This window comes from Pseudomonas sp. SDT291_1_S447 (assembly GCF_054070155.1).
On sequence record NZ_JBSVXS010000046.1, the window covers coordinates 1 to 14,392 of the forward strand.

The 14,392-nt window shown below is 60.2% G+C and carries 12 protein-coding genes; 3 read left to right on the forward strand and 9 right to left on the reverse strand.

The window, feature by feature from the left end; all coding sequences use genetic code 11:
• The first annotated feature begins 420 nt into the window (after positions 1-420).
• The 3 genes from ACW9IR_RS15980 (at position 421) to ACW9IR_RS15990 (ending at position 3,784) form a co-directional block, all read left to right on the forward strand.
• Positions 421-642, forward strand: coding sequence for a hypothetical protein (locus ACW9IR_RS15980; protein WP_457464130.1), 222 nt, complete (start codon positions 421-423; stop codon positions 640-642).
• A 194-nt stretch (positions 643-836) separates the two neighbouring features.
• Complete coding sequence (locus ACW9IR_RS15985) at positions 837-2,153, forward strand: OprD family porin (RefSeq protein ID WP_110721104.1); 1,317 nt, start codon at positions 837-839, stop codon at positions 2,151-2,153.
• Between the two features lie 122 nt (positions 2,154-2,275).
• Positions 2,276-3,784 carry a sensor domain-containing diguanylate cyclase gene (locus ACW9IR_RS15990; RefSeq protein WP_457464132.1) on the forward strand — a complete coding sequence of 503 codons (1,509 nt, stop codon included), beginning with the start codon at positions 2,276-2,278 and terminating at the stop codon, positions 3,782-3,784.
• A gap of 107 nt (positions 3,785-3,891) precedes the next feature.
• Here the strand turns inward: ACW9IR_RS15990 and lpxC are convergent, their stop codons facing one another.
• The 9 genes from lpxC to murD all read right to left on the reverse strand — a co-directional run bounded on the left by lpxC (position 3,892) and on the right by murD (position 14,392).
• A complete protein-coding gene (gene lpxC / locus ACW9IR_RS15995) occupies positions 3,892-4,803 on the reverse strand; it encodes a UDP-3-O-acyl-N-acetylglucosamine deacetylase (RefSeq protein ID WP_007916984.1) in 912 nt (303 codons plus the stop codon).
• Between the two features lie 112 nt (positions 4,804-4,915).
• Positions 4,916-6,112 carry a cell division protein FtsZ gene (gene ftsZ / locus ACW9IR_RS16000; RefSeq protein ID WP_016986475.1) on the reverse strand — a complete coding sequence of 399 codons (1,197 nt, stop codon included), beginning with the start codon at positions 6,110-6,112 and terminating at the stop codon, positions 4,916-4,918.
• A 104-nt stretch (positions 6,113-6,216) separates the two neighbouring features.
• On the reverse strand, positions 6,217-7,476 hold the full coding sequence (ftsA, locus tag ACW9IR_RS16005) for a cell division protein FtsA (protein WP_007916987.1): 1,260 nt from the start codon (positions 7,474-7,476) through the stop codon (positions 6,217-6,219).
• Between the two features lie 15 nt (positions 7,477-7,491).
• Complete coding sequence (locus ACW9IR_RS16010) at positions 7,492-8,358, reverse strand: cell division protein FtsQ/DivIB (RefSeq protein WP_007916989.1); 867 nt, start codon at positions 8,356-8,358, stop codon at positions 7,492-7,494.
• A 4-nt stretch (positions 8,359-8,362) separates the two neighbouring features.
• A complete protein-coding gene (locus tag ACW9IR_RS16015) occupies positions 8,363-9,322 on the reverse strand; it encodes a D-alanine--D-alanine ligase (protein WP_095123205.1) in 960 nt (319 codons plus the stop codon).
• Positions 9,319-10,779, reverse strand: a complete 1,461-nt coding sequence (murC, locus tag ACW9IR_RS16020) for a UDP-N-acetylmuramate--L-alanine ligase (protein ID WP_038361090.1) — start codon at positions 10,777-10,779, stop codon at positions 9,319-9,321. Before murC ends, ACW9IR_RS16015 begins: the two co-directional genes overlap by 4 nt.
• Positions 10,772-11,842, reverse strand: coding sequence for an undecaprenyldiphospho-muramoylpentapeptide beta-N-acetylglucosaminyltransferase (gene murG, locus ACW9IR_RS16025; protein WP_110721096.1), 1,071 nt, complete (start codon positions 11,840-11,842; stop codon positions 10,772-10,774). The genes murC and murG overlap by 8 nt, the downstream gene beginning before the upstream one ends.
• Entirely contained in the window at positions 11,832-13,049 is a 1,218-nt protein-coding gene (ftsW, locus tag ACW9IR_RS16030) for a putative lipid II flippase FtsW (RefSeq protein ID WP_016987575.1), read from the reverse strand. Before ftsW ends, murG begins: the two co-directional genes overlap by 11 nt.
• A complete protein-coding gene (murD, locus tag ACW9IR_RS16035) occupies positions 13,046-14,392 on the reverse strand; it encodes a UDP-N-acetylmuramoyl-L-alanine--D-glutamate ligase (RefSeq protein WP_457464137.1) in 1,347 nt (448 codons plus the stop codon). The genes ftsW and murD overlap by 4 nt, the downstream gene beginning before the upstream one ends.

Genomic DNA, 14,392 nt, shown 5'->3' on the forward strand with positions numbered 1-14,392 from the left:
CTCGATAGATGTATTTTCCACCTATCGGGGTGTCCGGGGAAATTAGACCACTGCATGCTGCAGATGTGCACCGACCTGATCTTGATTCACCGAATCCATAATCGACTCGATCTTTCAGGTCGATGTACAACGCCAGACACCTCGGTCAGCTCCCTCTCCCTACGGGCGGTCCGACGTTTCGGGAGGGTTGGGGTGAGGGGCTTTTGACTGACATTGAAATATCGAGTCGAACTCAGGCTTTGAAAAGCCCCCAATCTGCTCCCTTTCCCCTTGCCCCATTGGGGGAGAGGGCTGGGGTGAGGGGGTGATTTTTGCTCCTGCTGTAACAGTCATTTATGAAAATCACGCTGTTTCCCAACGCCCGGCAACCTTATCTTTGCCCGCACCAAACAGCACTCGCCAAGCGAGAAGGTTTTCAAGATGTCCAACAGTATGGGTATTGCCAGCGCTTTCGTTTTGTCCTCATTGATCCTGTCGCCAATGGCGATGGCTGAAGAATCACACGCGTTCGTGGCGCAGAACACCGCGCGCGCTCAAGCGTATGACCAGTATCAGGCAGAAATGATGGCCAAGGCCAAAGACGCCACGCAGGCCCCTCAGGCTGCAACTTCCCAGGCTCAATCGCTGGAAAAAGACAGCTGAGTCGCGCACCGCACCGTTTCCCTCGACGCGGTTGTTTGGCTCTTCCCGTTCAACCGTCGTCATTCCAGGCCGCTGCCTTTCAGCGGCCTTTTTTCGTTGTGGTCTGAAAGCCGTTTGGTTCGTCTGTAACAACAAGAAACATCGAGCGCCTCAAAATATAGAGGCGCCAGTTGACCCAAGGAGCTCCATTGCACGTGCGTTACCCAGTCCGTTTCACTCCGTTGTTCATTGCAATTGCCGCAACTATTGCCCCCATCGCTCACGCTGAAGAACCTGCTAAAGAAGGTTTCGTCGAAGGTTCGAGCCTCAACCTCAACGCCCGCAACTACTACATGAATCGCAACCGCTTGCAGAAAGCGGACGACAACATCGAGTGGGGCCAGGGCTTTCTCGGGGTCTTCAAGTCGGGTTACACCGAAGGCACCGTCGGTTTCGGCATTGATGCCCACGCCATGCTCGGGTTGAAGCTGGATGGCGGTGGCGGCACGGACGGGTCGAGCATCCTGCCGGTCAGAGAGAACGGCGGCAAAGCGCCGGGTTCGTTCTCCACGGCGGGCGGCACGTTGAAAATGCGTGCGTTCGATACCGAGTTGAAGGCCGGCGACCTGTTTCTCACCAACCCGGTCATTGCCGGCGGTGAAACACGCATGCTGCCGCAGACTTTCCGTGGTGTCAGCCTGACCAACCACAGCTTCGATGGCTGGTTGATCGAAGGCGGCCAGGCCAGTTTTACCAAGCCGTACAACCAGAGCGGTCACACGCGCATCGGCACTTCCTACGGGACATTGGCCGATGGCGATGAGAGCCAGCACCTGAACTGGGCCGGCGTCGCCTGGAGTGGTGTCGAAGGCCTGACCAGCAGCCTATACGCCTCTGAGCTCAAGGACATCTGGAACCAGTACTACTACGACCTGGATTACACTTGGCAGTTGAACGATCTGGTCAGCCTCAACCCGGGCGTGCATTTCTATCACACGCAAGACACCGGTGATGCGCTGCTGGGCAACATCGACAACAACACCTACAGCCTGCACTTCACTGTCGGCGTCGGAAATCACAGCGTTACCGCCGCATATCAGCGGGTCAACGGCAACACACCGTTCGACTACATCAGCCAGGGCGACAGCGTTTACCTCGACAACTCCCAGCAGTACTCCGACTTCAACGGCCCGAACGAGCGCTCGTGGAAGCTCAAATACGCCTACGACTTCGCCGGTGTCGGCATGCCGGGACTGACCTCGGCAGTCTCCTATTCGCGCGGTACGGTGGACCTGACCAAGGTGGATCCGAACAGCAAAGGCTATTCCAACTGGTACAGCGCCGATGGCCGCAACGCCAAGCATTGGGAGCGCGATCTCGACTTGCAGTACGTGGTGCAGAGCGGTCAGGCCAAAGATCTGGCGGTGCACTTGCAATGGGCGACAAACCGCGGTGGTAACGGTTACGGCGCGATTGATTCGGACACAGATGAATACCGCGTAATCATCGACTACCCGATCAACGTCTTCTAAGATCGGCGCCATAACACCGCCTTCGCGAGCAGGCTCGCTCCCACATTAGGAATGGTTTCTGGCTTCGGCTGTGGTGTTTGGCCTACTACGCTTATAAGACTCCCCCAACCGACAGCCCAATCATGATCGCGAGCCGTACCCCACCCGTTGCGGGCAAGACCGGACGCCCGGAGCTGCTGCTGATCTGCGGCAGTTTGCTAACCGTGATCGCGATTCTGTGCATCGTCACGTTCCTGCTGATCCGCGAGCACGCCAATGCTCAGGAATCAGCCACCCGCAGCGCTACCACCATCGCGCAACTGATCGATGCTGATGTGCTGCGCACCGTCGAGTTGTACGACTTGACCCTGCAAGGACTGATCGCCGCCGCCCAGCGTGATGACCTGCAAGATGTCTCACCGCAGATCCGCCATCTGGCGCTGTTCGACCGCTCGACCACGGCACGCTTCAAGGGCGACATCCTGTTGCTCGACAAGCATGGGGATGTGATCGCCGACTCATCGCGGATCGAGCCGAAACCGGGCAATTTTGCCGACCGCGATTACTTCCTCGCCCACGCGTTCAACCGCGACATCGGCATGTTTATCAGCCGCCCGTTCAAGACCCGTTGCGACTGCGACGAAGCCAACCAGTGGCGAATCAGCTTCAGCCGACGGATTTCCTCGGAAAACGGTGAGTTCGCCGGAGTAGCCGTGGCATCGATGAAGCTCGACTACTTCGACCAGTTGTTCAACAGCCTCGACATCGGCAAAGACAGCACGTTGAACATCATCGATAACGACGGCGTGCTGCTGGCGCAGAAGCCCTATCTGCAAAGCGACTCCATCGGCAAAAGCTTCGGCAACCGACCCAACGTGATACGGATTCTGCGCGACAAGAGTGGCAATGGCAGTTTCAACAGTGTTTCGAGCATCGACCATCAACAGCGCCTTTATACCTATTCGCGGGTTGGCAATCTGCCGTTGATCGTGATGGTCGCGCTGTCCAGCGACGAGGTATTCGGCACTTGGCGGCGCACCGCAATACTGATCAGTGGCGCCACGGGTGTGTTGTGCGTGGGCTTGTTGTGGCTGACCTGGCTATTGGCTCGAGAGTTGCGCTTGCGCCAACGGGCCGAGCGCGAACTGGCACAACTGGCCGCCACCGACGCGCTGACCGGTGTGGCCAATCGGCGGATGCTCGATCAGGCGTTGCGTCATGAGTGGTTCCGCGCCCAGCGCTCGGGTAAACCGATGTCGGTGATGATGATCGATGCCGATCACTTCAAGGCGTTCAATGACCGCCATGGGCATCAGGCCGGGGATCAGGCGTTGAAGACGCTGGCCAAGGTCATTACTGAAAATGTGCGGCGACCGGCGGATCTGGTGGCGCGTTATGGAGGAGAGGAGTTTTCGGTGATTCTTGCCGAGACTCACAGCAGTGGCGCGCAGCAGATTGCCGAGCATATTCGTCAGGCTGTGGAACAGTTGCCGTTGGTCGACGGGGCCGGGCGGCCGATGACCGTGAGTATTGGCATCGCCACATGGACGGCGGCGAGCGAGATGACGCTGGAGCAGTTGCTGTTTGCGGCGGACAAGGCGTTGTATCAGGCCAAGGAAGGTGGGCGCAATCGGGTGGTGGTGGCTGCCTGAATGTTCTGGGGCGATCGCGAAGAAGCCGGATCAGCCACTAGACAAATTGCAGGCATAAAAAAAGGCCATCCGAGGATGGCCTTCAAAAAACTAGAGAGGTTTTTTACTTACACTGCCGCAACCGGGCGCATGTAAGAGATTGGTGCGGTGCTGGCGTCTTCGAACGTCACCACTTCCCAAGCGTCTGTCTGCTCAATTAACTTGCGCAGCAGCTGGTTGTTCAGTGCGTGACCGGACTTGAAGCCTTTGAACTCACCAATCAGGCTGTTACCCAGCAGGTACAGGTCGCCAATGGCATCGAGGATCTTGTGCTTCACGAATTCGTCTTCATAGCGAAGGCCGTCTTCGTTCAACACGCCATCGGCATCGACCACGATTGCGTTTTCAACGCTGCCGCCGAGTGCGAGGTTGTGCTTGCGCAGGTACTCGATATCACTCATGAAACCAAAGGTACGGGCGCGGCTGACTTCTTTTACGAACGAAGTGCTGGAAAAATCCACGCTTGCACTTTGGGTGCGGTCCCGGAATACCGGGTGATCGAAATCGATCTCGAAGCTCACCTTGAACCCTTCGAAAGGGACGAAAGTGGCGCGCTTGTCGCCGTCTTCCACTGTCACTTCACGCAGGATGCGGATGAATTTCTTGGCGGCGTCCTGTTCTTCCAGGCCTGCCGATTGAATCAGGAATACGAAGGGTCCAGCGCTGCCATCCATGATCGGGACTTCGGACGCGGAGAGCTCGACGTAGGCGTTATCGATGCCCAGGCCAGCCATGGCCGAGAGCAAGTGCTCTACCGTGTCCACTTTCACGTCGCCGTTAATCAGCGTCGTCGACATAGTGGTTTCACCGACGTTTTCCGCGCGGGCAGGAATCTGCACCACAGGGTCGAGGTCAGCGCGACAAAACACAATGCCAGTGTCGACAGGCGCAGGCTTGAGGGTCAGATAGACCTTCTCACCGGAGTGCAGGCCTACACCTGTGGCACGGATAATATTTTTCAGTGTGCGTTGTTTAATCATGGCTTGGGCCGCTTCAGCGCAAATTGCGAACTGGTATCAACAAAGGCTGGCGATGATAGCAGACCATGCCTTTGCTGAACACCAATCACCTTCATAGCCCTGATACATTCCATCAATCGGCCTGACGACGCAGGAAAGCCGGGATGTCCAGGTAGTCCAGATCATCTTGCGGATTCATCTTCGCGGCAGCCGCAGCACCGGCCTGAGCCTGGTTGCGCATGACGGTCGGACGGTCCAGATCACGGTAGTTGACCGCTGGCGCTTCCTGACGGGCCGGAGCCGGTTGTTGTACCTGGGCGGAAGCCATGGAGGTGTGAACGGTGTTGTCGATGACCTTGACAGGCTTCTCGATTTTCGCGCCTAGACCAGTGGCAACCACGGTTACGTGCAGTTCGTCGCGCATGTCCGGATCGATAACGGTACCGACCTTGACCATCGCGTGCTCGGAAGCGAAGGCTTCGATGATGCTACCCACGTCGGAGTACTCACCCAGAGACAGGTCAGGACCGGCGGTGATGTTCACCAGGATGCCGCGTGCGCCTTGCAGGTTCACGTCTTCCAGCAACGGGTTGCGGATCGCCGCTTCAGTGGCTTCACGTGCACGGTTCGGACCGCTGGCGCAGCCAGTGCCCATCATCGCCATGCCCATTTCGCTCATCACGGTACGTACGTCGGCGAAGTCGACGTTGATCATGCCCGGACGCTTGATGATGTCGGAGATACCGCGAACGGCACCGGCCAGTACATCGTCGGCCTTGGCGAAAGCCGACAAGAGGCTTGCGTCTTTACCGAGGATGGTCAGCAGCTTCTCGTTGGGAATGGTGATCAACGAGTCGACGCTTTCCGAGAGCATGCGGATGCCTTCATCGGCGATCTGCATACGCTTGCGGCCTTCGAACGGGAACGGACGCGTTACGACAGCAACGGTCAGAATGCCCATTTCCTTGGCCACTTCGGCGATGATCGGTGCAGCACCGGTACCGGTACCGCCGCCCATGCCAGTGGTGATGAACACCATGTTGGTGCCCTGCAGGACTTCGGCAATGCGCTCACGGTCTTCGAGAGCGGCCTGACGACCTACTTCAGGGTTGGCGCCAGCGCCCAGACCTTTGGTCACGCCGGTGCCCAGTTGCAGAATGGTACGCGCGCCGATGTTTTTCAGCGCTTGAGCATCAGTGTTGGCGCAGATGAATTCAACGCCTTCGATGTTGCTCTTGACCATGTGATTGACAGCGTTGCCGCCGCCACCGCCAACACCGATAACTTTGATTACCGGGCTTGCGGGGATGTTGTCTACGAGTTCGAACATTTTCCCTCTCCTTACATTCTCTAGTTTTTTCGCCTACTGCATTTTTGTTGCGGTGCATCTACTGCTACTGCTTGCCGCTCGAAGCTTGTCGCTTCCAGCTGCTTTTAAAAGTTGCCTTGAACCCACTTCTTCAATCGGTCCAGCAACGGCGCCTGTGGCTCTTCGTTGCTGTAGCTGTCGCGGCTGCCGATGCCGGAGAACGAAACCCCGTCGGACTGCTTTTGCAGGCCGTACATCAACAAGCCAACGCCAGTGGAATAAATCGGGTTGCGCACCACGTCATCCAGGCCTTTCACACCGTGCGGCACACCGAGGCGTACCGGCATGTGGAAGATTTCTTCGGCCAGTTCAGTGGCGCCTTCCATCTTCGACGTACCGCCGGTGAGGACGATGCCGGCCGGAATCAGGTCTTCGTAGCCGCTGCGACGCAGCTCGGCCTGGATCAGCGTGAACAGTTCGTCGTAACGCGGCTCGACCACTTCGGCCAAGGCCTGACGCGACAGTTCGCGCGGTGGACGGTCGCCGACGCTCGGCACCTTGATGGTTTCACCGGCACCGGCCAGTTTCGCCAAGGCGCAGGCGTAGCGAATCTTGATCTCTTCGGCGTACTGGGTCGGGGTGCGCAACGCCATGGCGATGTCGTTGGTCACCTGATCACCGGCAATCGGGATCACCGCGGTGTGACGGATCGCGCCTTCGGTGAAGATCGCGATGTCGGTGGTGCCGCCGCCGATGTCGACCAGGCACACGCCCAGTTCTTTCTCGTCGTCGGTCAGTACCGAGTAAGCCGAGGCCAGTTGCTCGAGAATGATGTCGTCGATTTCCAGACCGCAGCGACGCACGCATTTTTCAATGTTCTGTGCGGCGTTGACGGCGCAGGTGACCACGTGAACCTTGGCTTCCAGACGTACGCCGGACATGCCCAGTGGTTCGCGCACGCCTTCCTGGTTATCGATCACGTAATCCTGCGGCAGGGTGTGCAGCACGCGCTGGTCAGCCGGGATCGCCACGGCCTGAGCAGCGTCGAGCACGCGCTCAAGGTCAGCCGAGCTGACTTCGCGATCACGGATCGCGACGATGCCGTGGGAGTTCAGGCTGCGGATGTGATTGCCCGCCACGCCGACGAACGCCGAGTGAATGCGGCAGCCCGCCATCAGTTGGGCTTCTTCGATCGCGCGCTGGATCGATTGCACGGTGGACTCGATGTTGACCACCACGCCCTTCTTCAGGCCACGGGACGGATGGGTACCGATCCCGACGATTTCCAGCGAGCCGTCGTCGGAGACCTCGCCGACCAGCGCCACCACCTTGGAGGTGCCGATATCGAGACCGACGATCATTTTGCCGCTTTGCACGTTTGCCATGGGTCCTGCCTCTTCTTAATTCTTTGCGACAGCGGGTTGGGCTGTCGTCGGCGCTACTGGTTCCCGCCAGCCAACAGCGAGGCCGTTGGCGTAGCGCAGATCGATGCGCGCAATGTTCGTAATCTGGTCTTTAAGCGTCTTGTCATAGATGGCGATAAAACGGCGCATCTTTTCCACCAGGTTGCCGCGTCCCAGCAGCAACTCGATGCCGGGGCCAGAACTGCCGGCACCGGTGGTCAGGAACCAGCTCCCGCGTTCACGCAATTCCAGGCGTGCGATCGAGAAGCCCAACGGCCGCAGCATCTGGCTCAGCACCTGATACTGCTGCATGACTTGCTGCTGAGCCCGTTGTGGGCCGAACAGCTGTGGCAAATGTTCGTAGTTCGCCAGTTCCTTTGGCGTAAACGCCTGGCCCTGGTTGTTCAGCAACGACTCGTCGCCCCACCGTGCGACCGGCAGTTGCTCTTCGAGACGGATCACCACCTGGTCCGGCCACACCCGACGTACTTCGGCGTGAGCGATCCACGGCATCTGCTCAAGCTCGGTGCGCATACCGGCCAAGTCGATGGTGAAGAAGCTCGACGCCACATACGGGGCGATCCGCTGCTGCACCGCTTGCTGGCTGATGTAGCTGAGGTCGCCCTGCACGGCGATCTTGGTGATCGGCCGGTCGGCGTACGGCAGCAAACGCGTTGCGCCTTCGTAAGTACCAAAGCCCAGCACCACCAACAGCACCGGCCAGAACAGACTTTTCAGAAAGCTGAAATTGGCTTTCGGCAGGCGCGCGGACATCGGCTCTTTCGCCACCATTCGGCTGGCACCCCGTGGCACCGGCTTGCGGCCGGGTGCGGGAGGCTGATGTCGGAGCTGAGCGCCTTGCATCGTCTTAACCTCGAGCGTCTTCAACACTGGCGGCCAGAATGGCCAGAACCAGTTGCTGGAAATCCAGACCGGCCGCACGCGCGGCCATCGGTACCAGACTGTGATCGGTCATGCCCGGAGCGGTGTTCACTTCCAGAAACCAGAACTGCCCGTCGGCGTCCTGCATCACGTCCGCCCTGCCCCAACCGGCAATACCCAGCGCCTCACAGGCCTTGGCCGTGAGATCCATGAGTTCCTGTTCCTTGGCGGCATCCAGCCCGCACGGAATGCGGTACTGGGTATCGTTGGCGATGTACTTGGCGTCGTAGTCGTAGAACGTGTGCGGTGTACCCAGGGCGATAGGAGGCAACACCTGGTCACGCAGGGTGGCGATGGTGAACTCCGGACCTTGAATCCATTGCTCAACCAAGACTTGCGAATCGTAGGTACTGGCCGCTTTCCATGCGTCGATCAACTCGGACGCAGAACTCACTTTGGCCATCCCGATACTTGAACCTTCATGCGCCGGTTTGACGATCAAAGGGAAGCCCAGTTCCGTCGCCGCCGAAATACAATCGGCTTCGCTGCACAGCACGGCGTGACGCGGCGTCGGAATCCCGAGGCTGTGCCAGACCTGCTTGGTGCGCAGTTTGTCCATGGCCAATGCCGAGGCCAGAATGCCGCTGCCGGTGTACGGAATGCCCGCCACTTCGAGCAGGCCCTGCATGGAGCCGTCTTCACCGCCACGGCCGTGAAGAATGATGAAGGCGCGGTCGATCTTTTCGCTGAGCAGACGTTGCAGAATGTCATCGCCAACGTCGATGCCGAACGCGTCCACGCCAGCACTTTGCAGTGCGTCGAGTACGGCGTTACCGGATTTCAGCGAAACCTCACGCTCGGCACTCAGGCCACCGAAGAGCACGGCGACGCGGCCGAAGTCTTTCGGCGCGATGGTGGAGAACAGGTTGGCGTAGGCAGCAGTCATTTCAACTTCCCCTCGACCGACGCCGCCACGGCGCCAGCGAACAATTCACTTTTCAACAGCTTCGGCGCGAGACCGCCGATATCACCAGCGCCCTGGCACAGCAGGATGTCGCCGGCACGCAGCAGCGGCTTGACCAGCGGCGCCAGATCGACGCCACGCTCGATGTAGATCGGGTCGAGCTGACCGCGCTGGCGGATGCTGTTGCACAGCTTGCGGCTGTCGGCGCCCGGGATCGGCTCTTCGCCGGCCGGATAGACTTCCATCAGCAGCAGCACGTTGGCGTCGGCCAGGACATTGACGAAATCGTCGTACAGGTCGCGGGTGCGGCTGTAACGGTGCGGCTGGTAAACCATCACCAGACGGCGCTCCGGCCAGCCACCGCGCACGGCTTTGATCACCGCAGCGACTTCGGTCGGGTGGTGACCGTAGTCATCGACCAGCATCACGTTGCCGCCGTCGACCGGCAGTTCGCCGTAGACCTGGAAGCGTCGACCGACACCCTGGAAACCCGACAGGCCCTGAACGATGGCTTCATCGCTGACGCCTTCGTCGGTGGCGATGCAAATGGTCGCCAGCGAATTGAGCACGTTGTGGTTGCCCGGCATGTTCACGGAAACATCCAGCGGCTCACGATCCGGGCGCAGCACGGTGAAGAAGGTTTGCATGCCTTGCTGGCGAATATTGATCGCGCGGACGTCAGCGTCTTCACTGAAGCCGTAGGTCACGGTCGGACGTTTCACCAGCGGCAGGATTTCGCGCACCACAGGATCGTCCAGGCACATCACCGCCAAACCGTAGAACGGCAGGTTGTGCAGGAACTCGACGAAGGTTTTCTTCAGCTTGTTGAAGTCACCGTCGTAGGTCGCCATGTGGTCGGCGTCGATGTTGGTGACCACGGCCACCAGCGGTTGCAAATGCAGGAAGCTCGCATCGCTTTCATCGGCTTCGGCGATCAGGTAACGACTGGTGCCGAGCTGGGCATTGGTGCCCGCGGCATTCAGACGACCACCAATCACGAACGTCGGATCCAGACCACCGGCGGCGAACACCGAAGCGATCAGGCTGGTGGTGGTGGTTTTGCCGTGTGTACCGGCGACGGCAATGCCGTGGCGATAACGCATCAGTTCGGCAAGCATCTCGGCACGCGGCACCACCGGAATACGACGCTCAAGCGCGTTCGCCACTTCCGGGTTCGAGGTATTTACAGCGCTCGACACCACCAGCACGTCGGCGGCAGCGGCGTTCTCGGCACGGTGGCCGATGAAAATCTGCGCGCCGAAGGATTCCAGACGCTCGGTCACCGGCGACGCTTTCAGGTCGGAACCGGACACTTGGTAGCCCAGGTTCAACAACACTTCGGCGATGCCGCACATGCCCACGCCGCCGATGCCGACGAAGTGGATGCGACGGATGCGGCGCATTTCCGGTTGCGGCATGGCTTTCTGATTCTCAACCATGAGCCACCTCCAGACAGGTATCGACCACGCTACGGGTGGCATCGGGTTTCGCCAGACGGCGGGCCGCTTGGGCCATATCTTCGAGTCGTTGCGGTTGCATCAAGACCTCTGTCAGGCGCGCGGCAAGGTCCGCGGCACCAGTCGTTCTTTGCGGCATCAGGAAGGCAGCGCCTTCACGGGCCAAATAATCGGCGTTACGGGTCTGGTGATCGTCGATCGCGTGGGGCAAAGGCACCAGCATCGAGGGCAGACCGGCGGCAGCCAGCTCACTGATGGTCAACGCGCCGGCGCGGCATACCACCAGGTCAGCCCAGCCATAGGCCTGGGCCATGTCTTTGATGAACGGCTGCACCTGCGCTTCCACGCCGGCGGCGCGGTAGCGCTCTGCAGTCACTTCATCGTGGTTTTTGCCGGCCTGATGAAACACTTCCGGGCGCAAGTCGGCAGCGACTCTGGCCAGGGCTTCAGGCAGCAACTTGTTCAACGGTTCTGCGCCAAGGCTTCCGCCGAGGATCAGCAAACGCGCTTTGCGACCGGCCAGGGCAGGTCGCGATGTGTCGAGGAACAGCTCGCTGCGCACCGGATTCCCGGTGGTACGGCGGGTGTCCGACAGAGTAAAGGTGTCGGGGAACGCTTCACACACTCGGGCGGCGAACGGCACCAGCAACCGATTGGCGGTGCCGGCCACAGCGTTCTGCTCATGAACGATCACCGGCACGCCGGCCAGTTTCGCGGCAAGACCACCGGGGCCAGTCACATAACCACCGAAGCCGACCACACACACTGGCTTCAAGCGACGAATGATCGCCCGCGCCTGCCACACTGATTTCAGCAGCATGAACGGCGCCTTGAGCAGCGACAGCTTGCCCTTGCCGCGCAGGCCGGTGGCGTTGATGCGGTGCAGTTCCAGCCCTGCGGCCGGCACCAGTTCGTTCTCGATCCCGCGTGGCGTGCCGAGCCAGTGCACGGTGTAGCCGCGCGCCTGAAACTCGCGGGCACAGGCCAGCGCCGGGAACACGTGGCCGCCGGTACCGCCGGCCATGATCAATACGTTAGCGCCCATGATTCGGCTCCTCGGCGAAGTCGCTCTCATGGAATTCCATCTCTTCACTGCCCAGGTGGGTTCGACTCTCCCACTCGATCCTCAATAACAATCCGAGACAGGCGCAGCAGATCACCAACGAACTGCCGCCGTAACTGAGGAACGGCAAGGTCAGACCTTTGGTTGGCAACAAGCCGACGTTCACGCCGATGTTGATCAGGAACTGACCAATCCACAGGAACGACAGACCGTAAGCCACATACGCGGCGAAGAACTGCTTGGCTTTCTCCGCCCACAAGCCGATGTACATGCCGCGAATACACACGAACACGAACAGCGCGACGGTGCACAGCGAACCGACCGCGCCGAGTTCTTCGGCCAATACCGAGAACACGAAGTCGGTGTGCGCTTCCGGCAGGTAGAACTGCTTCTGCACGCTGTTGCCCAGACCAACGCCCAGCCATTCACCGCGACCAAACGCGATCAAGGCTTGCGACAACTGATAGCCGGCGCCGAACTGGTCAGCCCACGGGTCGGCGAAGTTGGTCAGACGCGCCATTCGATAAGGCTGCATCTGGATCAACAGCACCACGGCCCCGACCGCCAACACCACCATCAGCGAGAAGCGGAACAACCCGACTCCGCCGAGGAATAGCATGGCTGCCGCAGCGCCCATCATTACCACGGTGGCCCCGAAGTCCGGTTCCATCAGCAGCAGGCCTGCCATCGGCAGCAGCACGATGAAAGGCTTGAAGAAGCCCATCCAGCTCTCGCGCACTTCCTTCTGACGCCGCACCAGATAACCGGCGAGGTAGATCACCACGAATACTTTGGCGATCTCCGACGGCTGCACGTTGAAGAAGCTGAAACCGATCCAGCGCATCGAGCCGTTCACTTCGCGACCGATGCCCGGGATGATCACCATCACCAACAAGCCGAACGCACCGATCAGCATCAGCCAGCCGAGACGTTGCCAGGTAGCGATCGGGATCATCATGGTGACGATGCAAGCGCCCAATCCGAGCACCACATAAATAAGGTGGCGGATCATGTAATACAGCGGACTGCCCGACTGCGCGGCTGCCACCTCAGTGGATGCCGAGGCAATCATGATCAAACCGAGACCGAGCAGCGCCAGGCAACCGGCGAGCATCGGGAAATCGAGGTCGATGCCGCGCCCGGTGATGATCGGCGACGGATACGGCTTGATGATATTGAACAGGCTCATGCCAGGTCCTCCACAGCGCGGACGAACTGGTGACCACGGTCTTCATAGTTCTTGAACATGTCGAAACTGGCGCAGGCCGGCGACAGCAGCACCACGTCACCCGGCTGGGCGGCGGCACGGCATTGCGCAACAGCGTCGACCAGTGAGGTCGCGCGAATCAACGGCACGGCATCACCGATGGCATCGCCGATCTTGTCGGAGTCACGGCCCATCAGGATCACGGCGCGACAGTTGGCCGCGACCGGATCACGCAGATCATTGAACTCGGCACCCTTGCCATCGCCACCGGCGATCAGGACGACCTTGCCGTCGATGTCCGCGCCCAAACCTTCGATGGCGGCCAGTGCGGCACCAACGTTGGTGGCTTTGGAATCGTTGTAGTAAGCCACGCCGTCGAGATCACGCACCCACTGGCAGCGATGTTCGAGGCCGGCGAACGTGCGCAACGCCGAGAGCATGGCGTCGAACGGCAGACCCACGGCATGCCCCAGCGCCAATGCCGCGAGGGCGTTGGACTGGTTATGGGCGCCGCGAATCTTCAGTTCACGCACCGGCATCAGATTCTGGAATTCGAAGGCCAGGTACTTCTCGCCATCTTCTTCGCGGATACCGAAGGCTTTGAAATCCGGTTTGCTCAGGCCGAAGGTCCAGCATGGCTGACCCTCGCCCATCAACGGACGGGTCAGCGCATCCTGACGGTTGACCACGAACTGCTTCGCGCCACGGAAAATCCGGTGCTTGGCCAGGTGGTACGCCGGTAGACCGCTGTAGCGATCCATGTGGTCTTCGCTGATGTTCAGCACGGTGGCCACTTCAGCGTTGAGCTGGTCGGATGTTTCCAGCTGGAAGCTCGACAGCTCCATGACGTACAGCTCGACGTCGTCGCTGAGCAGATCCAGCGCCGGGGTGCCGAGGTTGCCGCCGACGGCGACACGTTTGCCGGCCGCAGCCGCCATCTCGCCGACCAGGGTGGTGACGGTGCTTTTCGCGTTGGAACCGCTGATGGCCACGATCGGCGCCCGCGCGTTACGCGCGAACAGCTCGATGTCGCCGGACAGTTTCACGCCACGGGCCGCAGCGGCTTGCAGGGCCGGGGTCGCCAGTGCCAGGCCGGGGCTCACGTAGAGCTCGTCGGCACGGCAGAGGAATTCGACGTCCAGCTCGCCACAACGCACTTCCACGTGCGGATAGTCACGCTTGAGCGTGGCCAGTTCCGGTGGATTTTCCCGCGTGTCCGCCACAGCAAACGACGTGCCCCGGTTCGCCAGGAAGCGAACCAGGGACATGCCGCTCTTGCCGAGGCCGACAACGATGCGGAAGTGGTCAGAAGCGATCAGAGACAC